Raw genomic sequence first — 21,967 nt, 5'->3', positions numbered from 1 at the left:
GTCAAGACCAAACCATAAACTATTACACAAAAATTAAAAAAACACTACGAACCCTATGAAAAAGTATATTCTTTCACTTGCGGTTGTATCACTTTTCTATACAAAATCTGACGCCTGTGCATGGTCAGATCCTGATTATGATTATTTCAACCTTTTTACGCAAACCATCATCAAGGATAAGGCTTATCTTCCTTTTTTGCACAATTATTCGAGCAGATTTTATGGAGGATACAATCCTGCATTGATTCCTGATGACAATATTGAAACCTGGAAAAAATTCTTCAACAATCAGCTTAGTTATACCGAGACTCAGAATCTGGTGTATAAGATGAGTATGAACGACCTGAATGCCTTAAAGAATGGAAGTCCGACAAACCCTATTCTACAAAAACTAGGGACTGGATTCTACCAAAAATATAAGGAAGGTCTTGATTATCTGATTGAAGCCAAGTATCTGGAACCTTATATGAGCATTAATTATGTTGAAAATGAAAATTCATTTTATTACGACAGAGATGCAAATAGGAAAAATGCAACGGCTCTTGATTATAACAAAACAATTGCTGCTTTAACGTCTTTGTACAATGCGGCAAAAAACCCTGAGATCAAGCAACGTTACGGTTATCAACTTGTACGTCTGAATCATTATACAAGAAACTATGATTCTGCAGTGCAGGCGTTCAAAACTTATGTTGCTCCGATCAAATTGAAAGGAGCTGTTTACTTCATGTCTCTGGACCAATTAGCCGGAGCACAGAGAGGATTGGAAATGAACAGTGATGCCAACTGGAATTTCTTTCAGGTATTCATGAACAGCAAAGACCGTAAAGAGTCTGCATTTGTTTCTATGAAGCTTTCCGATACGGCATCTTTCAGCAACATCATGAAGAGAGCCAATACGAACGAAGAAAAGAATATGGCTTATTTCCTTTTAGGGTATGAAGACTTCAACAATCCGATTCCAACTATGGAAAAGATGTACGAAATCAATCCTGATTCTGAAATTCTGAAAGTAATGGCTGCAAGAAGTATTAATGAACTGGAAAGAAGCTATCTGCCTACGTATTACTACACTTCAGACGCTGCCAATAGTCCGTATATACAAAGAGGAAAAGCTGATAACAATACTCCTGCAAAAGATACTAAAACCGCTACCACCACTGAAGTAAAGGAGGAAAAGCTTTCTTTCTGGCAAAAAATTGTAAGATTTTTTAAAAACCTGTTCGGAGGTTCAAAATCTAAAGAATCTGCTGATGGGAAGAAAACAGATCAAAGCGATGATGAGTTGCTGGACAATCCAAACAGAATTCCATTCTATACTACTTCCGGCTATGGGTACGATGATAAAATGAAGGACTATCTTGATGACCTTCAAAAATTCACAGACAAAACGAAAGAAAAGTCAAAGGATGAATATTGGCAGATTGCAGATGCCTATCTTAAATTCCTGAAAAAAGATTACAAAGGAAGTACGGAAATCCTGGAAGATATAAAAACAACGAATCCTGAATATCTGGAAGAGATCAAAAGAATGAAAGTTCTGAATGACATTGTTTCCCAACCAAGGATTGATGCCGAGTATGAAGATCATCTGATGAAAGATTATGCTGAATATTTCGTTGAGAAAAAGGTAGAGAAAGACACAGCCACTACAGATAATTTTGATTATTATGGTGAAGTGCCGTCTACTGCTGATTTCCTTAAGGATGTTATGGCAAACCGTTATTTCCTTCAGGGTGAAGACGGAAAATCCTTCCTGATGAACAATAAGCTTTCGGATCTTCAGTACAACCCGAATTCTACCCTTGTAAAGAGCGTGGAAGAGTTTTACAGAAAGCCTGATAAGACCCAGTTTGAGCAACAGATTATTGCTAAAAACATGGATAGCGTAGGCAATATTGATGCTTTCTTCAATAACATATATGGGGACAGAGCAATGAGACTTGCCGATTTTGACAAAGCAAAAACTTATTATGAAAAAGCAAAAAGCTTTGCCGGTATCCCAAGACAGAATTACGAATGGACAGAAAAGAATGGCCAAACCATTACTACCAAACAATACACACCTACTGAATACGACGGATTCAAAAATATTTCAAACCTTGTATTCGGACATAATGTTTGGGAAAGTTTCGGAAGTGCGGATACAGAAAGTATGAAAGCAGAAAACTATACCGATTTCCCATTCATTAAAACCAGCATGGACAAGCTTGAGTTAGCAGATGTATTGATTCAGCTTAAAAAAATCGGAAACGGAACGGGTGAAAAAGCAGCAAAAGCCAATCAGCTTATTGGAAACCTATTGTACAATACCTCTATTTTAGGATATTACCGCCAATTATTTGTAATGGATATTGACAACAGTAATGGAGGTAAATATGACTTCTGGAATACGGACAGAAAGAATCCTTACAAGTATTATTATAAAAACTTCCTGGACACTTCTTATATTGAGCCTGATAATTTTGATCTATCAATTAACTATTATCAAAAGGCACTTAAGTTTTCCAATAATAAGGAAGAAAAAGCAAGAATCTTATTCCAGATGGCAAGTGCTGAACAGGGTAAATATTACCAGTACGAAGCGAAGGCTCCAAAAGATTTTGATTATTCTGATCCGAAATGGTCTGAGAAAGAAGATGCCCGCCAAAAGGAAATGGACAATCTTAAAAATCAAAAATACAGAACTTATTTTGCTCAGTTGAAAGCACAGTATTCTGATACGGAAACAACGAAAAACCTGATGGGAAGCTGTAGTTATTTCAGCTATTTTATGAAGTAACAGCTTAATTAAATAAAAAAGGGAATCAATTTGATTCCTTTTTTTGTTCCTGCTTCTGCATCCATTCTTCATGTTTTCTTTTGAAGAATTCATATTTGTAATCCTGATTTCTCTGTGCAGCGTCAATGGAATGGGAAGTATGAATATCCGCATCTTTTTTAGCAAGCTGAGCCAGTCTTTCGTAATAAAGATGAAGCTGGTCAAGCTCTACTTCCGTAAGATCTTCAATATCTACAATTCGGTTGCTTGCTTTTTCGTGGGCGGCAATAATTTCGTTCAGTTTGATCTGTATTGCTTTTGAATCTTTATTCTGAGCTTTCTGAATAAGGAATACCATCAAAAAAGTAATAATTGTAGTTCCGGTATTGATAACAAGCTGCCATGTTTCTGAATAGTCAAAAAAAGGACCTGTAACTGCCCATATTACCACGATCAGGAAAGCTCCGATAAAAGCAATGGGACTTCCGGTAAACTTCACAGCCCAATTTGAAAATTGTTCAAAAATATGATGACCTTTATGACTCATAGCTTCTTTTTTTATATATAATAAATGTATAAAAATTAATCTGAAATCATGAAAGGGTTTAGAATATGAGGTATCTAAATACTTTGGGGGTGTTTCTATTTCATTTTTCTGAATCTATGCCACCAGATCACAAACCCTGTCACCGGCAATGAACAGCCGATAAGAGAAACTACAAAATAGAGAATAATGCTGGGCAGTCCCATGATCTCTCCTGTATGTAAGGGTTTTGCTAAAGATGTAAACTGTTTGTTCAAAGGTTTGTCTGAAAACAATTCTTTTGTTTTAAAGACTCCGGTTTTATCAAATGTCACTTCATCCGGGAACATCATTCCAAGGAAGTTTTGCCTGTTGGTTTTGATAACAACATACCGCGGATTTTCTTTATTGGGAAGTTCTATACTAGTAACAGCAGTGTAAGGAAGGTGGTGATCTGCCAGCTTTACAATTTGATCCACTGAAGCAGAAGTAACATCTTTCAGATTTTTCTTTTCGTCCTGTTTCTGAAGCATATCTTCCAGAAGTCCTCCGAAGGCATCATCTCCATTATCTTCTTCTTTTGAAATGTTATCTATTGACGATCCTCCCAGACTTATAATAAGAGCATTCTTCACCCATGGGTAGGTCACATACAATCCTGTAACGGCAATAAAGAAGAGCATCAGAAAAGTATAAAATCCCAGTGTATTGTGCAGATCATAATTGACCCTTTGAAATTTTGCTTTGAACATAACAGTGAGGCCTTGTTTCAAAAACTTCAGTTTCTTCGGGAGCCAGAGAATAAATCCAGAAATCAACAGAATACAAAACATAAGAACTGAAGCTCCAACAATCTGCCTTCCTGCATTTCCCATCATCAGGTTTCTATGAAGATCCAGAACAGTTTCAAAGAATCTCCCCGAGCCAACATCCGGCTGTCCGAGAATTTCTCCTGTATATTGGTTATAGTAGGTACTTTTATCCAGATTATTCTCACGGTAACCAATCACATAACTTTTCCCTTTATTATCGGGAATCATCAAAGAGGTAAGCTCTTTATTGTGCTTTAATAATTCTGCCTGGATCAGATCAGGATTCATCGTTTTTCCTGATCCCGGGCTTATGTATACTTTATCTCTGTTGCTGAAATCAATAATCTGATTTTTGAATGCATACAAACAACCGGTAAGACACATGATAAAAACAATGACACTTGATACAAGTCCCAACCAGAGATGAGTAATCCACATCAGGTATTTTGTAACCGATTCGTTTTTTCTTCTTTTTCTGTAAAGGCTTTTGAATAATAGTCTCATTGTTTAACAGCAAAAACATTAAGACAGTAGTACTGTCTTAATGTTTTAAATTAAAATTGATATGAATAAATTAAAAAAAGTTAATACAAATTCGGGTAAGGAAGCATGAAGATTTTAATGGAATTATCTTAGTCTAAAAGATTACCACTGAACTTTAATCTACATTCACCAAATTGAATATGTTTTCTTAAAAGTAGTAAGAACTTTTAGCCCAATATCATATCCATCTCCCACTTCCTGCTTCCAGCCCTTACTGGTATCAATGTCGTTTATTTTCTTCCTCTAAACTGAACATCTTTTACGATTACTTCAAATTTCGTATAGTGTTCAGGACTTAGTGCTTTCTGAATAGCAGCTTTTCTCTGGGCATCAAATTTCTCCCAGTATTCTTTGGCCAGATCGTTGTTTCCGTGATATACATCGTGTGCATCATTGAATGCTTTTTCAAAGGCATCATTAGCTGCATTTACTACTTTAAACTCATCCTCGGAAAGCTGTGCTTCTGTCTTGATTCTTTCTAGTAATGCATTGTCATATCTTGGTCTTTTTCTGGAATTTTCGTCTACAAACTTATTGAACTTCTCCATCTGTGGACCGTCTAAAACTGTAGCCATTTCGATAGACTGCTGTGCTCTCAGTTCTTCATTTTTAATTCCTAAAGCTACGCGGTCCATATTACCACCCTGAGCTTTTGCTGCCTGGAAGTTCTGTTCCTGAAGCTGCTGATATTTTGCAGTAATTTCATTAAAGTTTTTCTCCTGTTCAGCAGTAAGTTTCACTTCTGTTTTAAACTGGTTGTAATCTATTCCTTTCTTTTTGTCTCCGGAGCACGAGACAGCCGCTGCACCAAGTGCCAATGCGAAGAATATTGTTTTAATACTTTTCATAATGAATGGTTTTGTTGATTAGAATTTATAGTTTACCTGTACAGCAAAGTTTCTAGGCTGAATCTGATCGATATATCCTCCCCTGAAATAAGAATTATATCCTACTGAATCAAAGATGTTATTGAAGAACCCTCTTAATCCTAGTCCATTTTTGAAGGAATATCCTATCTGGGCATCTACCGTTGTATATTGTGGCATAAAGAAAGGCTTTTCACCTGGTTGAGTTCCATTCACATGACCGTTTTCTGTATTGGTATATATTTGTTTATAGTCATCCACTGGTCTTTCTCCAACAAAATAGATTCCGGCTCCTATGTCAAGACCTGTCAACATCCCTGTGTCGAATTTATAATTCAGCCATGCATTAGCAGAATGCTTAGGTGTATTAATAGGCGCTGAACCATTTACAAATGAAGGACTATCCTGATACTGTGCATCCACATAGGCCCATCCTGTCATCACTTGCAGGTTTGGAAGAATTTTACCTATCAATTCAACTTCAACACCTTGTCTTTTTAAGTTACCCGCAAATGCGTATTTTCCCGTAGGATTTCCGCCATCAAGAAGTTCATATGACAAATTATCTGTTTTGATATCAAAGAGAGTTACATTAAATCTTAATCTTTCATTCAGCCAGTCTGATTTAATTCCAGCCTCCCATTGTTTTGTAGTAGATGCTCCTACAGTTCCTCCGCTGAATAATACATTATTTGAACTTCTAAGCGCTGTAGTACTTGTATAGGAACCAAATATGTTCATATTTTCAATCGGTGAGATCATAATTCCCAATGAAGGGTTCCAAGCGTAGTCTTTTTCTTTATCTGAACCAATTAATCTACTGTAACGAACTCCCAAATGAGCTTTAATATACTTATTAAAAGTAATGACATCCTGTGCCATTAGACCCATTGTAGGTGCTACTGTATTAATAGCGTTAGCTGTTGATAAGTCTATATTAACTCCTGCAGGAAGAATATTGTTGATTTCATTCAGGACATTGATCTGGTCAACATCTTTAGCTTTATACGAAGTCGTTGTAACATTAGATTCTTTCCAGTCAAAACCTACCTGAAAAGTGTGTTTCATGAACCCTGTCATTACATCAGCTCCGATAAAATCGAATTGAAATACTTTATTTAAATCCTCTCTTTCAGATCTCGTCAATGTTCTGTTACGGAACTCTGTCGGATTATCTCTCTTTAAAGGAGCCAGAGCCGCACCTACAATTTCAGTCTGATAAGATGAGCTCATATAAGCAGCTCTTAATTTCAATTTCTCAGTCAGCTTTCGTGTCACAGTTGTCGAGAAGTTGAATGTTTCAGTCTTTGCCTTATCTGTAGAAAACCCAAGGAATTTTCTTCCCGGCATTCTGTATATTGCCTCGGTATCTCCTTTAGCAAGATTTACAGTACCTCTGTCTGGTGTAGTATTGTTATGCATATAATCCATTTCCACAACAATCTCAGTTTTATCGTCCGGACGGATGGCAATGGATGGATTTACGTAAATACGTTCTGTATTAATAAATCTTCTGAAGCTATTATTATTTTGGTAAGCTGCATTTAGTCTGACAGCAACTTTCCCCTGAGAATCTAATACTCTCTGGAAGTCAACTGTTGGTCTATAGAAATCCCAGCTTCCATATCTGAAACCAACATTAGTCTGATTGATAAATTTAGGAACTTTAGTGACCACATTGATTACTCCACCTGCAGAACCTAAACCGTCACCTATTCCCTGTGTAACAGCAGCAGATCCTTTAATTATCTGAATACTTTCTATTCCCTGCATATCAGTAAGCATTCCTGCGGTACGGAAATCAGAATCCATCTGAACCCCATTCTTTAAAACCGGAACCCCTCTATATCCTCTGATAGACATGCTTTCTCTGGTTCCTCCATAACTACCGAATTGAGTTACTCCGGGAACATTCTTTGCTACATCTGTAACTGTTAACCCTCCTAGATCCTCAATTACTTTATGGGAGATTACTGAAATACTCTGAATCTGATCTCTGGTTTTCAAAGGCAATCTTGTGATTGCTTCCAAACCTTGCGGTTGTTTTTTTCTTTCACCGAATAATTCTACTTCGTCAATTTCTTTCGACTTTTTAATAGAATCATTAACTTTCTGTGCATTTACAAAAACCCCACCTAACAACAGCAGAGAAAAGGATACTACTTTATTCATCTGATAATTTTTAGCAAAATTATTATTTTTATTAATTCTAAATAAATAAACAAGAGTGACATATGTCACCTGAAAAAGAAGTATTAATATCAGATCATTAATCCCTGCGAAAGACTCTTTATAATCCCTAAACAGATGTACACTATCATTAAGAGTAATTCTCTGAAGGGTTTTTATGGTTGTAGAAAGTTCAATTCAAAAAAAATCAGATTTGATAATGTATCAAATCTGATTTTAAAGTAATATAAAAAAACCGTCCCTTAAAAAGGAACGGTTTGTATAATCATTGCAAAGTATGCATTTATCACACTTTAATTTCAACGTCTACACCTGAAGGAAGTTCTAATTTCATTAGAGCATCAACAGTTTTAGAAGAAGAAGAGTAGATATCCATTAGTCTCTTGTGAGCTGATAATTGGAACTGCTCTCTTGCTTTTTTGTTTACGTGCGGAGATCTCAACACTGTGAAGATTCTCTTATTCGTTGGCAATGGAATTGGACCGTTTACAACAGCACCAGTAGCCTTTACCGTTTTTACGATTTTCTCAGCAGACTTGTCTACCAAGTTGTAATCGTAAGATTTTAGTTTTATTCTGATTCTTTGTGACATTTCTTTAATTTAAAAATTAACCTTTTGCTTTAGCTATGATTTCTTCAGCAACGTTTTGTGGAGTAGCCTGGTACTTCTCTAATTCCATAGAAGAAGTAGCTCTTCCTGATGAAAGTGTTCTTAGAGTAGTTACGTATCCAAACATTTCAGAAAGTGGAACAGAACCCTTGATTACAACAGCACCGTTTTTCTCTTCCTGACCACTGATAGTACCTCTTCTTTTGTTAAGGTCACCAATGATGTTACCCATATATTCTTCCGGAGTTACAACTTCCAGTTTCATAATTGGCTCCATAATTACTGGCTTAGCAGCACGTCCCGCTTCTTTAAATCCTAATTTAGCAGCCATTTCAAATGAAAGAGCATCAGAATCCACCGCGTGGAAAGATCCGTCTTTAAGAACAACTTTAATACCTTCAACTTCGAAACCAGCCAAAGGACCGTTCTTCATTGCAGCTTTAAAGCCTTTTTCAATTGCAGGAACAAATTCTCTAGGAACGTTACCACCTTTGATCTCATTGATGAATTCTAAACCAATTTTACCTTCTTCAGCAGGTCCTAATTCAAATACAATATCAGCAAATTTACCTTTACCACCAGATTGTTTTTTGTAAACTTCTCTGTGTTGAGCAACTTTTGTTAAGTTTTCTTTGTATTCTACCTGAGGCTGTCCTTGGTTAACTTCAACTTTGAATTCTCTCTTCATACGATCTACGATGATATCTAAGTGAAGCTCACCCATACCAGAGATAATCGTTTGTCCAGATGCTTCGTCAGTTCTAACCGTGAACGTAGGATCTTCTTCAGCCAATTTAGCTAAAGCGTTACCCATTTTATCCTGGTCAGCTTTAGTTTTAGGCTCAACAGCGATACCAATTACCGGATCAGGGAAAACCATCGATTCAAGAACGATTGGGTTTTTCTCGTCACACATTGTATCACCTGTTTTGATAGATTTGAATCCTACCGCTGCACCAATATCACCAGCTTCAATATATTCTACTGGGTTTTGCTTGTTAGCGTGCATCTGATAGATTCTGGAGATTCTTTCTTTATCTCCTGAACGAGTGTTCAAGATATAAGAACCTGCATCTAGTCTTCCAGAGTATGCTCTGAAGAATGCTAGTCTTCCCACGAACGGGTCAGTAGCAATCTTAAATGCTAATGCAGAGAAAGGCTCATCTACAGATGGTTTTCTTGTGATTTCAGCGTCAGTTCTTGGATCTGTACCTTTAATATCATCTTTATCCAATGGAGAAGGCAAGTATTTACATACTGCATCCAACATAAACTGTACTCCTTTATTCTTGAATGAAGAACCACAAGTCATTGGGATAATAGATAAATCGATAGTAGCAGCTCTCAATGCAGCATTGATTTCTTCTTCTGTAATTGAATCCGGATCTTCGAAGAATTTCTCCATCAAAGTTTCGTCATATTCAGAAACAGCTTCTACTAGTTTCTCTCTATATTCAAGAACTTCATCTTTCATATCTTCAGGAATTGGCACTACTTCGAAAGTAGCTCCTTGTCCTGCTTCATCCCAGATGATAGCTCTGTTTTTAATTAAGTCAACAACACCTTTGAAATCTTCTTCAGCACCGATTGGTAAAACGATTGGAACTGCGTTAGATCCTAACATTTCTTTAACCTGGTTTACCACGTTAAGGAAGTCAGCACCTTGTCTGTCCATTTTGTTTACGAATCCCATTCTTGCAACTTTGTAGTTGTCAGCAAGTCTCCAGTTTGTTTCAGACTGAGGCTCTACTCCATCTACTGCAGAAAATAAGAATACCAATCCATCCAATACTCTTAAAGATCTGTTTACTTCTACTGTGAAGTCAACGTGTCCCGGTGTATCAATGATGTTGAAGTGGTAAGGCTTAGTTTCAGGTAAAGCTTTTCCTTGATCTGTTGGAAAGTTCCAAGAACAAGTGGTAGCTGCAGAAGTAATAGTAATACCTCTTTCTGCTTCCTGCTCCATCCAGTCCATTGTAGAAGCACCATCGTGAACTTCTCCAATTTTGTGGTTTACCCCTGTATAGAATAGAATCCTTTCTGTAGTGGTAGTCTTACCTGCATCAATGTGAGCAGCGATACCAATATTTCTTGTAAATTTAAGATCTCTTCCCATTTCAGATTAGAATTTGAAGTGTGAGAAAGCCTTGTTAGCTTCCGCCATTTTGTGAGTATCAGATTTCTTTTTGAAAGCAGCACCTTCTTCTCTTGAAGCAGCTACAACTTCGTTAGCTAATTTCAAAGCCATAGACTTATCATTTCTAGCTTTAGAATACTTGATTAACCATTTCATTGCCATAGAAATTTTTCTATCAGCTCTGATTGGCATAGGGATTTGGAAGTTAGCTCCACCTACTCTTCTAGAACGTACTTCTACGTGAGGCATTACATTTGTAAGTGCATCTTTCCAGATTTCAAGTGCAGTTTTTTCGTTATCTCCTTTTTTAGTTTCTACGATCTCTAATGCATCATAGAAAATTTTGAATGCGATTGACTTCTTACCGTCAAGCATTAAGTTGTTTACGAATCTCGTTACCAATTGATCATTAAATTTCGGATCTGGTAACAACGGTCTTTTTTTCGCTTTTGTCTTTCTCATTGCTTTTGTACCTTATTTAATGATTATTTTTTCTTTCCTTTTGCAGGAGCAGCAGCTGCTTGTCCTGGTTTAGGTCTCTTAGCTCCGTACTTAGATCTTCTCTGAGTTCTTCCATTTACACCAGCTGTGTCTAATGCACCTCTTACGATGTGGTAACGTACTCCCGGTAGGTCTTTCACCCTTCCGCCTCTAACCAATACTATCGAGTGCTCCTGTAGATTATGTCCTTCGCCCGGGATATAGGCATTCACTTCTTTACCGTTAGAAAGTCTTACCCTTGCTACTTTTCTAAGTGCAGAGTTAGGTTTCTTAGGTGTAGTTGTATATACTCTCGTACATACACCACGTCTTTGTGGACAAGAATCAAGGGCAGCCGATTTGCTCTTCTTGGCAAGCGTGGCTCTTCCTTTTCTTACTAATTGTTGAATAGTAGGCATTTAATTGCTTTTTATTTTAGGGTGCAAAAATAGTAATATTTTTTTAATCTGCAAACACTTATATAAAAATTAAAATCAAATACTTACATCCGAAATCGAACACGTTTCTATATGATAATCAGAGAAGCATAATAAACATGCGGAAAAGGAACAGAAAAACAGAAATTTCCCATATGAAAAAATGAGTATTAAATAATTATGAAATTTATAATTCTGACGATTTCACTTTTAACTCCGAATAAGATAGTTTTGAATCCATTCAATCATGGTGTCATGCTGAAGATGTAAGAGAACCAATATATAAAAGACACAGGAAAAGAGAAGATACGAATATTGTATTGGGTTATTATTAAATGATATCGCTTCAGAATCATTCGTATTTAACTGGAATGTAAAGACAATAAATAATAATGTAGAGTAAATATAATTCCATCTCATCCAATCAATACCAAGATAGTATAAAGGGGCAACCCAAAGAAGGCAGATTATATTACAGAAAACATAGGTATAGAATGATCTTCTTTTAAACAGGTAAACATAAAACCCCATTTGAAATATCATGATGAGGAGTTCTATAGCATGAACCAGAAATGATAATTTATACTGAAGGACATAATTAAAATCAAAATAATATTCCAGATCGAAAATATTCTCTTTCTGAAAAACTACTCCCCTGCTTTTCAAAATAGATAGACTTTCTCCTTCGTTAACATTTCCACCAAAAAAATATATAATACCAATACCTGCAAAAGCAGCTACTGTTATAGACAGCATATATTTAAGGTTAATTTTCTGCCACTTCGAATAATTAATCCATATTAAAAAGGGTAAGAAAAAAAATCCCGCCTCATGGATGAAGAGAAAAGTGATATAAAAAAAACACAATAAAGTATCATTAAGCTTCGATTTTTTTGCAAAAGAATACCAAAGCATTATAAGAATCAATATTATTTCTCTTCTGCCGGCATTTCTGACAGTTAGTGCAGGAAATAGCAGAATATAAGGAGAGGCCATAATACACAGATAAAAAAGATCAACTTTATATTTCTTTATGTATAGAAACGTCCCATACACAATTCCTGAAAGACCAATGATCTGAAAAATCAGGATTTGAAGCTGTAACTTCACTCCCGTTACATCCTGTATATAAAAAAACACATCCCCCAAAAGACCTCTTCTTTTAAAACCGCCATCCGTGTAATTTATCAGCCAGTCAGAAATAGTCCAGGCTGAAAACGGTTCTTCTGCTTTAAGATATAACGCTATAAAAACACCAATATAAATCAATACAATTCCAATACTGAAATATTTAACCAGTGATATTCTTTTATTTTCAGATATATTGATAAGGTTGTCAAAAAACATATGTATAAAATTTCCGCTGTCGATTCTTTCAACGCAATATTAATACTTCCAAACTATTTTAAAAAATTTTCTTATAGTTATCATCTATTAATAATTCAGGGAGTTCGGCACGATATTTCGTAAATTTGGGATATACAAAATGATAGACTATCAATCACAACAATAAAGCTTCGTTATATTTTATAGAAGCGGTGATTGTATATAATCCTAAAAAAATAAATATATACATATGAAAAATGCTAGTATCATTGGCCTTAAAGAAGCCGATTGTAAAAAGATTTCAGAAAAATTAAATGTACTGTTAGCCAATTATTCTGTGTTTTACCAGAATACAAGAGGTTCTCACTGGAACATCAAAGGAGAGCAGTTCTTTACCCTTCATCCAAAATTTGAGGAGTTGTACAACAGTCTTGTTTTAAAGATTGATGAAATTGCGGAAAGAATCCTGACATTGGGAGCTATTCCTGCACACAATTACTCAGATTATTTAAAGGTAGCAACCATCAAAGAAAGCAAAGAAGTAACTGATGGCACCAAAAGTGTTGAGCTGATTTTAAGCTCTTTCAAAGTAGTAATTGATCTGCAGAGAGAACTTTTAGATATTACAGATGAAGCAGGAGATGAAGGTACCAATTCGCAAATGAGCGATTATATTACAGAACAGGAGAAAGAAGTTTGGATGTACAATTCTTATCTTGGAAAATAACTCCATAAAATGCATTGAAATATTTCAAAAAAATCGCCTTACATTTAGGCGATTTTATTATTTATTTTTATATTTGCGTTAAAATTACACATATTATGAATGACGTAAGACTGAACTCTATCCTAGATAATGATTTTTATAAAATAACCATGCAGAATGCAGTGGTAAAACTATTCCCTGGTTCTATTGTAAAATACGAATTTATCAACAGGGGAAAGCACCACTTTCCGGAAGGATTTGACGCTGCTTTAAGAGAAGCTGTTAATAAAATGGCTGAACTTAAACTTACGAAAGACGAGAAAAAGTTCATGGCAAGAACATGTCCTTATATTGATCTTCCTTATCTGGATTTTTTGGAAGGGTATCATTATGACCCGTCTGAAGTAAAAATACACCAGGAAGGAGGCGATCTTTCCGTTGTTGTAGAAGGACTTTGGTACAGAACAATTCTATGGGAAGTTCCTTTACTGGCCCTGATCAGTGAGCTTCACTATGAGATGAACCATATGGAAAGAGATTCCAATGAGGTGGTGATGAGTAAAACGATTGAAAAAGCAGATTCATTAGGCAGACTTGGAGTAACTTTTGCAGAATTCGGGACCAGAAGAAGACATTCTTATAAGGTACAGAATCTGGTAATGGAAGCATTAACTCAAAAAAGAGACTCAACCTTTATCGGAAGCTCTAATGTACATTTTGCGATGAAATACGGTGTAAAACCTATCGGAACCCATGCACATGAATGGTTTATGTTCCATGCTGCTGAATACGGATTCAAAATGGCCAACGAAATGGCTCTGGAACATTGGGTAGATGTATACAGAGGGGATCTTGGAGTGGCTCTTTCAGACACTTATACTACGGATGTTTTCTTCCAGCAATTTGACAAAAAATTTGCAAAACTTTTTGACGGTGTTCGTCATGACAGTGGAGATGCATTAGAATTTGCAGATAAAACTATTGCTCACTATCAAAAAAATGGCATCAATCCTATGTTTAAATATATTATTTTTTCGGATGCTTTAAATCTTGAAAAGGTAGAAGAAATTACCAATTACTGCAGAGGGAAAATTGGTATTTCATTCGGGATAGGAACCAATCTTACCAATGATGTAGGATTAAAACCAATGAACATTGTAATGAAACTTATTGGTGTACAGGCTCCAAATAAAGAATGGATTCCTACGGTAAAACTTTCCGATGAACATGGAAAGTATACAGGTGATCCCAAGATGATTGAACTGGCCAAAGAATTTCTAAGAATAAAAGATTAAAATAAACCCATCTGAAAAAATTATATATAACCTCGTAACCATCGAGGTTTTTTTGTATCATATCATTTTTGAAATTCAGTGCTCAGAAATCTTTAAGGTTTTTTATTATATTTATCAAAATAAAACAAGATGAAATCAAAACCATTATTAACCGCATGCCTGCTCATATCAGCATTGTCATTTGCACAGGAAAAGAAAGCAGAAAAACCTAAATATAATCAGGAACTGGCAACTTCATTAGGAGCTGATCAATATGGGATGAAACCCTATACTATTGTCATGCTGACAACAGGTTCAGTTAAGATTGAAGACAAAGCCAAAATGGGCGAACTCATGAAAGGTCATATGGCAAATATTGGGAAACTGGCAGATGAAGGCAAAATTATAGTAGCCGGTCCTTTCCTTGAAAAGAATAAAGAAAACTACCGCGGAATGTTTATTTTCAATACCAAATCTAAAGAAGAAGCTGAGCAATGGGTAAAAACAGATCCCGCTGTACAAGCCGGAGTCTTTAGTTATGAAATTTTCCCATGGTATGGTTCTGCTGCTTTACCATTGTATTTAAAGCATCACGAAGAGATTACAAAGGAAAACCCGTGATATCACCTTAAAAAAAATGATAATCTTTAAGAACATATGACTTTATTAAAAGAAGAAATTAAAAGACTAAAGGAAGACAAAAAATAACTATTTCAATACTTCTTCCAACAAAACCAGAAATTACCAAACTCAAAAAAAATAATAACCATGAAAATAAGACTATTCGTTTTGCTGTGTCTAGCATCAACAAAACTACTCTTCGGACAAGCTGTTCCCAAAGAATACACTGATAAAGTAAAAGCAGCTGAATCATTTTACCAAGCCAAGGATTTCAAAAACTCTGCCAGCAACTATTCAGAAGCATTTAAATCTAACGGCTGGAAAGCATCTCTAAATGACAGGTATAACGCAGCATGCTCCTGGGCAATGGCATCAGGGCCAGACAGCGCATTTTCCCAACTTGACAGGATTGCAGCAAAATTCAGTAATTACAACCATATAACTAAGGATACAGACCTTAGCTCTTTACATAATGATAAACGATGGAAGCCTCTCATCGAAAAAATCAAACAAAATCAGGAAAAAGCAGAAGCAAATCTGAATAAACCCTTGGTCGCAAAGCTTGGTAACATTTATAATGAAGATCAAAAGTACAGACGACAAATCGATAGCATTGAAAAAAAATACGGTGGGAGTTCAAAAGAGATGGACAAGCACTGGCGGCTTATCAATAAAAAAGATTCACTAAATCTTATTGAGGTAAAAGCCATTCTTGATAAATATGGCTGGCTGGGTCCTGATGTTGTGGGCGGACAGGGAAGCGTTACATTATTTCTTGTTATCCAACATGCAGATCAGGCAACACAGGAAAAATATTTACCTATGATGAGAGATGCTGTAAAAAATGGTAAAGCACAAAGCGGCAGTCTGGCCCTTCTCGAAGACAGGGTCGCTCTGAGGCAAGGCAAAAGACAAATTTACGGCAGTCAGATTGGACGTGATCCTGAAACACAAGTATATTATGTATCTCCACTGGAAGATCCTGAAAATGTAGATAAAAGACGCGCAGATGTTGGACTTCCTCCATTGGCAGAGTATGTAAAGAATTGGCAAATGAAATGGGATCCTGAACAATATAAAAAAGACTTGCCTAAACTGGAGGCAAAAATAAAGCAGAAATAAACAGAAATTCATCGCTATACTATTCATAGCCAAATTTCAAATCTAATTGACATTCTTTTATTTTAAACTTATTTGGCATTTTAAAAAATCTAACCTCCATTTTAACATTTATCATCAATTAATTCAAACATCATAGAATAATTTACTATTTTAGTTCAATAATTTTAAACCTATTTATTTAATTATAAGAGTGTTAATAAATTAATTTACTAAACAAAAAAAATTAAACCATGAAAAAGAACTTAACAAAACTTTTGAGAACAGATTTGAAAGATGTATTTGGAGGAACACTCTATCCGGCAGAATGTCCCGGAGGATGCCACGGTGAAGGCATGATCAGATGTCCTGACGGCACTACCACCATGACAAATTTTATATGCATGGGAGGAACCTGCCAACCGGCAGCAATGTGTAAACCATTGGTTCTTGAACCTTTTCCAGATCCGATTATAATCACCCCATAATCTGAACGAACAATACATAAAGTGAGCTTTTCGGCTCACTTTTTTAGTATCTTTAAATAAATAAAACCCACCATGAAAACCATTGAAGAAGTTCTTAAAAAACTGGATGAAATTATCATTTGGTGTAAAGAAAATCAAAGTCCGGCAGGATATTTTGCATGTACCTATAGAATTATGACGGCACAGGTTCTGAAAGGTATTCAACAAAAAAAATTTGAAGACAATCCAAGAATGACATTACTGGATCTCGCTTTTGCACAGAGATATATTCAGGCATGGGAGAGTTACAGTAAAGAAGAGAAATGTACAAATTCATGGTATATTGCCTTTGAAGCCAGCAAAAATAAAAACCTGTTGATCCTACAGCATATATTTTTGGGAATGAATGCACACATCAATCTCGACCTTGGTATTTCTGCAGCTTCAATCATGCCTTACCGGAAAATAAATCCTTTGAAAAAAGATTTTGAAAACATCAATACTATCATTGCTTCCATTAATCAGAATGTACAAAACTCTTTAAACAAAATTTGTTATCCAGTAGATCTTATTGATAAACTATCCAATGGGAAAGACAATGCCGTACTTGATTTTGCCATTTCCAAAGCAAGGGATACTTCCTGGGCAACTGCAGTCATTGCATCCAATACTCCCAATTTCTTAAGAGAATCCGTGATAGACATTGTAGATTATGCAGCAGCAAAAGTCGCTACACAAATACTGAATCCAAAAATACTCACTCCTTCCCTTTTAAAAGAATTAAAAAAATGTGAAAGCAGTGATGTAGTGAAAAATATTGAAATTTTAGAATCTACAAAAAACTCATAAAAAAGCCGGGATCTTCCTCACGGATCCCGGCTCATAATGAACAAAATAAAAGAAACTATATTGCTTCCTTATGCTTTTTACGATAAGCATAATGGAAAATAATTGGTAACACAGTAAATGACAGCAGCATACAGATAATCAATCCTCCGACAATCATAATGGCTAAAGGTTTCTGAATTTCCGATCCCATTCCATTGGACATTGCTGCCGGAAGAAGTCCCATAGATCCCATCAAAGCGATCATTACTACCGGACGGATTCTACTTCTCACCCCCTCTGCAATGGATTCTTTAAGAGATAACCTGTTTTGCAGATTCTCTTTCATTACTCCGATAAGAACAATACCATCTATGGTAGCCACTCCAAAAAGGATGATGAAACCTATTCCTGCTGAAATTCCAAAAATGGTTCCCGTAAACCAAAGGGATAAAAATCCTCCGATAAATGCAAATGCAAGGGTAATGGAAGAGATCAGCGTATCTTTTACGTTCCCAAAGTTGAAATACAATAACATCAGAATCAGAACTAAAGAGATTGGAACTACCATTGCCAGCTGTTTTGCAGCTCTTTCCTTACTTTCAAATTCTCCGGCCCACGTCATTTTATGATTTTTCGGAAGCTTTACTTCTTTATCTACTTTGGCTTTGGCTTCTTTAATGGTACTTCCAAGGTCACGTCCTTCAATATTAAATCCGACTCCGATATATCTGCTGTTTCCTTCACGGTAAATGAATGACGGTCCGGTATGATAATCTATGGTGGCAATTTCTTTCAACGGCACTTTTTTATTATCCTGAGTTGGGATGAGAATATCTCCCATTTTTTCCGGTGTATCACGGTATTGCTTTTCAAACCTAAGCATGACGTCAAACATTCTTTCTTCTTCATAAAATTTGGTTGCTGCCTGTCCTCCGATCGTCATTTCAATCACGGCCTGTGCATCTGCTGTGGAAACACCATATTTTGCCATTTTAGAATCATGGAGCTGTATTCTCAATTCCGGAAGCCCGATATTTTTGAAAACATTCACGTCCGATATTCCCGGAACCGTTCTGATGGAATTGGCTACTTTATTGGCGTAATTTTCTAGCTCAAATAAATCATTCCCGAAAATTTTAATGACCAACGGAGCTTTTACTCCTGCTACATATTCTTCCACATTATCCTGAATTGGCTGACTAAATCCAAAGTTGATTCCCGGATATTTTTCCAGGGAAACTCTCATTTCTTCGAGAAGTTCATCTTTGGATATTTTTTTCTTCCATTCATTTTCCGGTTTCAGCTGAATATTAAATTCGATATTAAAGAAACCTGTAGGGTCGGTACCATCATTCGGGCGGCCTGTCTGAGTCATGACAAATTTCACTTCATCATATTTCATGAGAATTTCTTTCATTTCTTTGGTTAACCGCACAGATTCATCCAGATTGACACTGTTTGGAAGGGTTGCTCTTACATAGATGGCACCTTCATTCAGTTTAGGTAAAAATTCAGATCCATAATTGGAGAATCTCCATCCACAGACTGCAAGCAAAGCAACAAAACCAATGATAAATCCTTTTTTGTGACGGTCACTGAATTCGTAAATTCTATAGATATTGACTCTGAAGAATCTTGAAATAAAGTTTTCTTTTTCTTCAATATTTTTCGTCAGTAAAAGTTTACACATTGCCGGAACATACGTTAAACTTAATATCAACGATCCTAATAAAGCATATCCAAGTGTAAATGCCAAAGGAGAAAACATTTTACCTTCTACTTTCTGGAAAGAGAAAATCGGCATCAGGGCAACGATAAGAATCAACAGGGCAAAGAAAATATAACTTGCTACGCTTCCTGCGCTTTTCTTTATGATTCCCAGTTTTGATATTTTGTTGAATCTCTTCAGCCCTATTTTCTTGGCCTTAACCTCGAGGGCAACAAAGACGTGTTCAACAATGACGAGTGTTCCTTCCAGGAGCAGCCCAAAGTCCAGCGCTCCCATTGAAATCAGGTTGGCCGGCAATCCCTGAATTTTCAGCATAATTATAGCAAACAGGAAAGCCAAAGGAATGACCGATGCTACAATAAAGGTTGTTCTCCAGTTATAAAGGAAAATAAACACAATGATGGAAACAAGAATCACACCCTCAATAAGGTTTTTGGAAACGGTATGAACAGTTGTATTGACCAGTTCCGTACGGTCAATGATCGGAACAATCTGAACATCTCCCGGCAGTTCTCCTCCATTCAGCTGTTCTATTCTGTCTTTCAGTCTTGCTATGACTTCGCTTGGGTTTTCACCTCGAAGCATGATGACAATTCCTTCTACAACATCATTTTCCTTGTTATATCCTACCTGTCCCAATCTTGGTTTTGCGGAAACTTTTACTTCAGCAACGTGCTTTACCAGAATTGGCGTAGAACCTTTCACCTCGATCTGAATATTCTCAATATCTTCTTTTTTCTCTAAAAGACCAATCCCCCTCACTACATAAGCCTGATCTCCTTTTGCCACTACATCTCCTCCTACATTGATATTACTCTTCGAAACTGCTTCATACACATCCAGAGGGGAAAGGTCGTAATTGTGTAATTCCGTAGGATTAATTTTTATCTCATATGTTTTTTCTTCTCCACCAAAGCTCACTACATCTGCTACACCGGGAACGGCCAGCAATTCTCTTTCTACTACCCAATCCTGAATAGAGGTAACTTCTTTGATCGGAAGTTTACTTTTAATGATATACCGGTAAATTTCACCGGTCGCCCCGGAAGGAGGCTCAATACTGTATTCGGCTCCTGCGGGAAGATTTACATTTCCCAGTTTATTTGACGCATATTGCTGGGCATAAAAATCATTGACATGATCATCAAAAATCACAGTGACCACAGATAATCCGAAAAGGGAAATAGAACGCACCGATGTTTTATTCGGGATGGCATTCATTTCCTTTGAAATGGGTAAGGTGACAAATTTTTCTATCTCTTCAGCACTTCTTCCCGGCCATTGGGTAATGACTCTTACTCTGGTATTGGTAACATCCGGAAATGCTTCAATAGCAGTATGTATATAGGAATAGATTCCTCCGGCAAGCAATAGAAAAGTTCCCAAAAGAACAATCAATGAGTTTTTTAAAGAGAAGGAAACTATATTCTGTACAAATTTTCGCATTACTTCGTGGAATTATTTAATTGGTTTTTCAGGTTCTCATAGATCAGCAGTCCGTTGGAAGCAATGACATTTTCACCTGGTTTTAAATTGCCTTCTACATAAATATACTGGCTATTGGAAGCAATCTCTGTCACGGGTCTTATCTCAAGCTCGCAGTCTTTTTTGTAGACTACGACATAGCTTTGGTTATTATCAAAGATTAAAGCTTTGGCAGGAATAGCCAATGCACTTTTATTTTGTGAATTCACCGGCAATACAACATCTGCGGACATTCCCGGTCTTAGCTTCATCCCATTATTATCCATAATGATTTTCGCTTTGAGTACTCTTTCATTTTCATTGAAAACCTGAGAGATATTATCAATCTTTCCTGAGAAGCTGTCATCCGGATAGGCAAGAGTCTTCACCACTACGGGTTGATCTACATAAACGTGTCTCATATTGGTTGCGTACACATTCGCCATTACCCATACCTTATCCAGATTGGAAATGGTAAAAAGCTGGTCTCCACCTGCTGTAACCGGCATTCCTTTAGAAATATTTTTGGAGATAACATATCCGTCCGCAGGCGCTTTGATCTGAATAGTATTTCCACCCGCTGAATACAGCTGCATATTTTTCTGTGTCTTGGAAATATTAGACTGCAAAATGGCTACTTCTGATTTTGCTTCCTGTAAATCTTTCTGAGAGGCAATATCATCTTTATACATAGCTTCTACAGAAGACAGTTTTCTCTTCGCTACTGCCAGCTGAGCCTGCAAAGTTTGGGTATCATCCTGCATTTCGTTGACAGCCGTACTTTTTACACTGGCCAGCGTCTGTCCTTTTTTTACATAATCTCCAAGGGAAAAATAAGTATCTATCACAACTCCGTCTACAAGACTTACAAAAGGAACTGTTTTATCCGAATTGCTTTCCACTTCTCCGGTGAGCGTGATACTTTCTTCTATGGGAAGCATTTCTGCTTTAACGAGTTTAATATCTTTTTTAAGCTCTTTACTGATGCAATAACTTTTTTCAGCTTCCTTATTTTCTTCTTTTCCGGCACAGCCTGTAAAAATAATGAGGGCAGACAGGTAGGCCGTAGCAATGTATTTTGTAATCATTTTGTTC

Annotated in this window: 18 protein-coding genes; 7 read left to right on the top strand and 11 right to left on the bottom strand. The window is 36.4% G+C overall.

Features of this window, described 5'->3' with window-relative positions; genetic code table 11:
- Window positions 1-55 precede the first annotated feature (55 nt).
- Complete coding sequence (locus ACLMCG_RS20955; protein WP_413961147.1) at window positions 56-2,782, top strand: hypothetical protein; 2,727 nt, start codon at window positions 56-58, stop codon at window positions 2,780-2,782.
- Window positions 2,783-2,807: 25 nt separating this feature from the next.
- Here ACLMCG_RS20955 and ACLMCG_RS20950 read toward each other — a convergent pair whose 3' ends face one another.
- The 9 genes from ACLMCG_RS20950 to ACLMCG_RS20910 all read right to left on the bottom strand — a co-directional run bounded on the left by ACLMCG_RS20950 (window position 2,808) and on the right by ACLMCG_RS20910 (window position 12,706).
- Window positions 2,808-3,308 (bottom strand): low affinity iron permease family protein, encoded by a 501-nt coding sequence (locus tag ACLMCG_RS20950; protein WP_413961146.1) that lies wholly within the window; start codon window positions 3,306-3,308, stop codon window positions 2,808-2,810.
- A 95-nt stretch (window positions 3,309-3,403) separates the two neighbouring features.
- Window positions 3,404-4,600, bottom strand: coding sequence for a PepSY-associated TM helix domain-containing protein (locus ACLMCG_RS20945; protein ID WP_413961145.1), 1,197 nt, complete (start codon window positions 4,598-4,600; stop codon window positions 3,404-3,406).
- A gap of 269 nt (window positions 4,601-4,869) precedes the next feature.
- A complete protein-coding gene (locus ACLMCG_RS20940; protein WP_413961144.1) occupies window positions 4,870-5,487 on the bottom strand; it encodes a hypothetical protein in 618 nt (205 codons plus the stop codon).
- A gap of 18 nt (window positions 5,488-5,505) precedes the next feature.
- Window positions 5,506-7,677 carry a TonB-dependent siderophore receptor gene (locus ACLMCG_RS20935; protein WP_413961143.1) on the bottom strand — a complete coding sequence of 724 codons (2,172 nt, stop codon included), beginning with the start codon at window positions 7,675-7,677 and terminating at the stop codon, window positions 5,506-5,508.
- 304 nt (window positions 7,678-7,981) lie between these two features.
- Window positions 7,982-8,287 (bottom strand): 30S ribosomal protein S10, encoded by a 306-nt coding sequence (gene rpsJ, locus ACLMCG_RS20930; protein ID WP_002661363.1) that lies wholly within the window; start codon window positions 8,285-8,287, stop codon window positions 7,982-7,984.
- A gap of 16 nt (window positions 8,288-8,303) precedes the next feature.
- Window positions 8,304-10,421: an elongation factor G gene (gene fusA / locus ACLMCG_RS20925; RefSeq protein WP_047376558.1), complete on the bottom strand. Its 2,118-nt coding sequence runs from the start codon at window positions 10,419-10,421 to the stop codon at window positions 8,304-8,306.
- A gap of 6 nt (window positions 10,422-10,427) precedes the next feature.
- A complete protein-coding gene (gene rpsG / locus ACLMCG_RS20920; RefSeq protein ID WP_034694654.1) occupies window positions 10,428-10,904 on the bottom strand; it encodes a 30S ribosomal protein S7 in 477 nt (158 codons plus the stop codon).
- 23 nt (window positions 10,905-10,927) lie between these two features.
- On the bottom strand, window positions 10,928-11,341 hold the full coding sequence (gene rpsL, locus ACLMCG_RS20915; RefSeq protein ID WP_002983146.1) for a 30S ribosomal protein S12: 414 nt from the start codon (window positions 11,339-11,341) through the stop codon (window positions 10,928-10,930).
- Between the two features lie 228 nt (window positions 11,342-11,569).
- Window positions 11,570-12,706: a hypothetical protein gene (locus ACLMCG_RS20910; RefSeq protein WP_413961142.1), complete on the bottom strand. Its 1,137-nt coding sequence runs from the start codon at window positions 12,704-12,706 to the stop codon at window positions 11,570-11,572.
- Window positions 12,707-12,935: 229 nt separating this feature from the next.
- On the opposite strand from ACLMCG_RS20910, the gene ACLMCG_RS20905 reads away from it, so the two are divergent.
- The 6 genes from ACLMCG_RS20905 (at window position 12,936) to ACLMCG_RS20880 (ending at window position 17,700) form a co-directional block, all read left to right on the top strand.
- Window positions 12,936-13,412: a Dps family protein gene (locus tag ACLMCG_RS20905; RefSeq protein WP_047380538.1), complete on the top strand. Its 477-nt coding sequence runs from the start codon at window positions 12,936-12,938 to the stop codon at window positions 13,410-13,412.
- A gap of 95 nt (window positions 13,413-13,507) precedes the next feature.
- Window positions 13,508-14,686 (top strand): nicotinate phosphoribosyltransferase, encoded by a 1,179-nt coding sequence (gene pncB / locus ACLMCG_RS20900; RefSeq protein WP_413961141.1) that lies wholly within the window; start codon window positions 13,508-13,510, stop codon window positions 14,684-14,686.
- 129 nt (window positions 14,687-14,815) lie between these two features.
- Window positions 14,816-15,286 carry a YciI family protein gene (locus ACLMCG_RS20895; protein WP_223598528.1) on the top strand — a complete coding sequence of 157 codons (471 nt, stop codon included), beginning with the start codon at window positions 14,816-14,818 and terminating at the stop codon, window positions 15,284-15,286.
- 147 nt (window positions 15,287-15,433) lie between these two features.
- A complete protein-coding gene (locus ACLMCG_RS20890; protein WP_413961140.1) occupies window positions 15,434-16,408 on the top strand; it encodes a DUF6624 domain-containing protein in 975 nt (324 codons plus the stop codon).
- Window positions 16,409-16,638: 230 nt separating this feature from the next.
- Entirely contained in the window at window positions 16,639-16,872 is a 234-nt protein-coding gene (locus ACLMCG_RS20885) for a hypothetical protein (protein WP_077413577.1), read from the top strand.
- Window positions 16,873-16,944: 72 nt separating this feature from the next.
- Entirely contained in the window at window positions 16,945-17,700 is a 756-nt protein-coding gene (locus ACLMCG_RS20880; protein WP_413961139.1) for a DUF5995 family protein, read from the top strand.
- A gap of 55 nt (window positions 17,701-17,755) precedes the next feature.
- On the opposite strand, the gene ACLMCG_RS20875 is transcribed toward ACLMCG_RS20880, so the two are convergent.
- Window positions 17,756-20,854 (bottom strand): efflux RND transporter permease subunit, encoded by a 3,099-nt coding sequence (locus ACLMCG_RS20875; protein ID WP_413961138.1) that lies wholly within the window; start codon window positions 20,852-20,854, stop codon window positions 17,756-17,758.
- On the bottom strand, window positions 20,854-21,960 hold the full coding sequence (locus tag ACLMCG_RS20870; RefSeq protein WP_413961137.1) for an efflux RND transporter periplasmic adaptor subunit: 1,107 nt from the start codon (window positions 21,958-21,960) through the stop codon (window positions 20,854-20,856). Before ACLMCG_RS20870 ends, ACLMCG_RS20875 begins: the two co-directional genes overlap by 1 nt.
- Window positions 21,961-21,967 lie beyond the last annotated feature (7 nt).

This window comes from Chryseobacterium sp. S90 (assembly GCF_047444895.1).
Lineage (GTDB): Bacteria > Bacteroidota > Bacteroidia > Flavobacteriales > Weeksellaceae > Chryseobacterium.
The sequence above is the reverse complement of the archived record's forward strand: the minus strand, read 5'-3'. Positions and strand labels throughout refer to the sequence as shown.

What these genes read in the sequence shown, in the direction of transcription:
- ACLMCG_RS20945 (WP_413961145.1), bottom strand. Translation starts at nt 4,600, where the DNA reads ATGAGACTATTATTCAAAAGCCTTTACAGAAAAAGAAGAAAAAACGAA.
- pncB (WP_413961141.1), top strand. Translation starts at nt 13,508, where the DNA reads ATGAATGACGTAAGACTGAACTCTATCCTAGATAATGATTTTTATAAA.
- ACLMCG_RS20875 (WP_413961138.1), bottom strand. Translation starts at nt 20,854, where the DNA reads ATGCGAAAATTTGTACAGAATATAGTTTCCTTCTCTTTAAAAAACTCA.
- ACLMCG_RS20950 (WP_413961146.1), bottom strand. Translation starts at nt 3,308, where the DNA reads ATGAGTCATAAAGGTCATCATATTTTTGAACAATTTTCAAATTGGGCT.
- ACLMCG_RS20910 (WP_413961142.1), bottom strand. Translation starts at nt 12,706, where the DNA reads ATGTTTTTTGACAACCTTATCAATATATCTGAAAATAAAAGAATATCA.
- rpsJ (WP_002661363.1), bottom strand. Translation starts at nt 8,287, where the DNA reads ATGTCACAAAGAATCAGAATAAAACTAAAATCTTACGATTACAACTTG.
- ACLMCG_RS20890 (WP_413961140.1), top strand. Translation starts at nt 15,434, where the DNA reads ATGAAAATAAGACTATTCGTTTTGCTGTGTCTAGCATCAACAAAACTA.
- rpsL (WP_002983146.1), bottom strand. Translation starts at nt 11,341, where the DNA reads ATGCCTACTATTCAACAATTAGTAAGAAAAGGAAGAGCCACGCTTGCC.
- ACLMCG_RS20885 (WP_077413577.1), top strand. Translation starts at nt 16,639, where the DNA reads ATGAAAAAGAACTTAACAAAACTTTTGAGAACAGATTTGAAAGATGTA.
- rpsG (WP_034694654.1), bottom strand. Translation starts at nt 10,904, where the DNA reads ATGAGAAAGACAAAAGCGAAAAAAAGACCGTTGTTACCAGATCCGAAA.
- ACLMCG_RS20895 (WP_223598528.1), top strand. Translation starts at nt 14,816, where the DNA reads ATGAAATCAAAACCATTATTAACCGCATGCCTGCTCATATCAGCATTG.
- ACLMCG_RS20880 (WP_413961139.1), top strand. Translation starts at nt 16,945, where the DNA reads ATGAAAACCATTGAAGAAGTTCTTAAAAAACTGGATGAAATTATCATT.
- ACLMCG_RS20905 (WP_047380538.1), top strand. Translation starts at nt 12,936, where the DNA reads ATGAAAAATGCTAGTATCATTGGCCTTAAAGAAGCCGATTGTAAAAAG.
- ACLMCG_RS20935 (WP_413961143.1), bottom strand. Translation starts at nt 7,677, where the DNA reads ATGAATAAAGTAGTATCCTTTTCTCTGCTGTTGTTAGGTGGGGTTTTT.
- ACLMCG_RS20955 (WP_413961147.1), top strand. Translation starts at nt 56, where the DNA reads ATGAAAAAGTATATTCTTTCACTTGCGGTTGTATCACTTTTCTATACA.
- ACLMCG_RS20870 (WP_413961137.1), bottom strand. Translation starts at nt 21,960, where the DNA reads ATGATTACAAAATACATTGCTACGGCCTACCTGTCTGCCCTCATTATT.
- ACLMCG_RS20940 (WP_413961144.1), bottom strand. Translation starts at nt 5,487, where the DNA reads ATGAAAAGTATTAAAACAATATTCTTCGCATTGGCACTTGGTGCAGCG.
- fusA (WP_047376558.1), bottom strand. Translation starts at nt 10,421, where the DNA reads ATGGGAAGAGATCTTAAATTTACAAGAAATATTGGTATCGCTGCTCAC.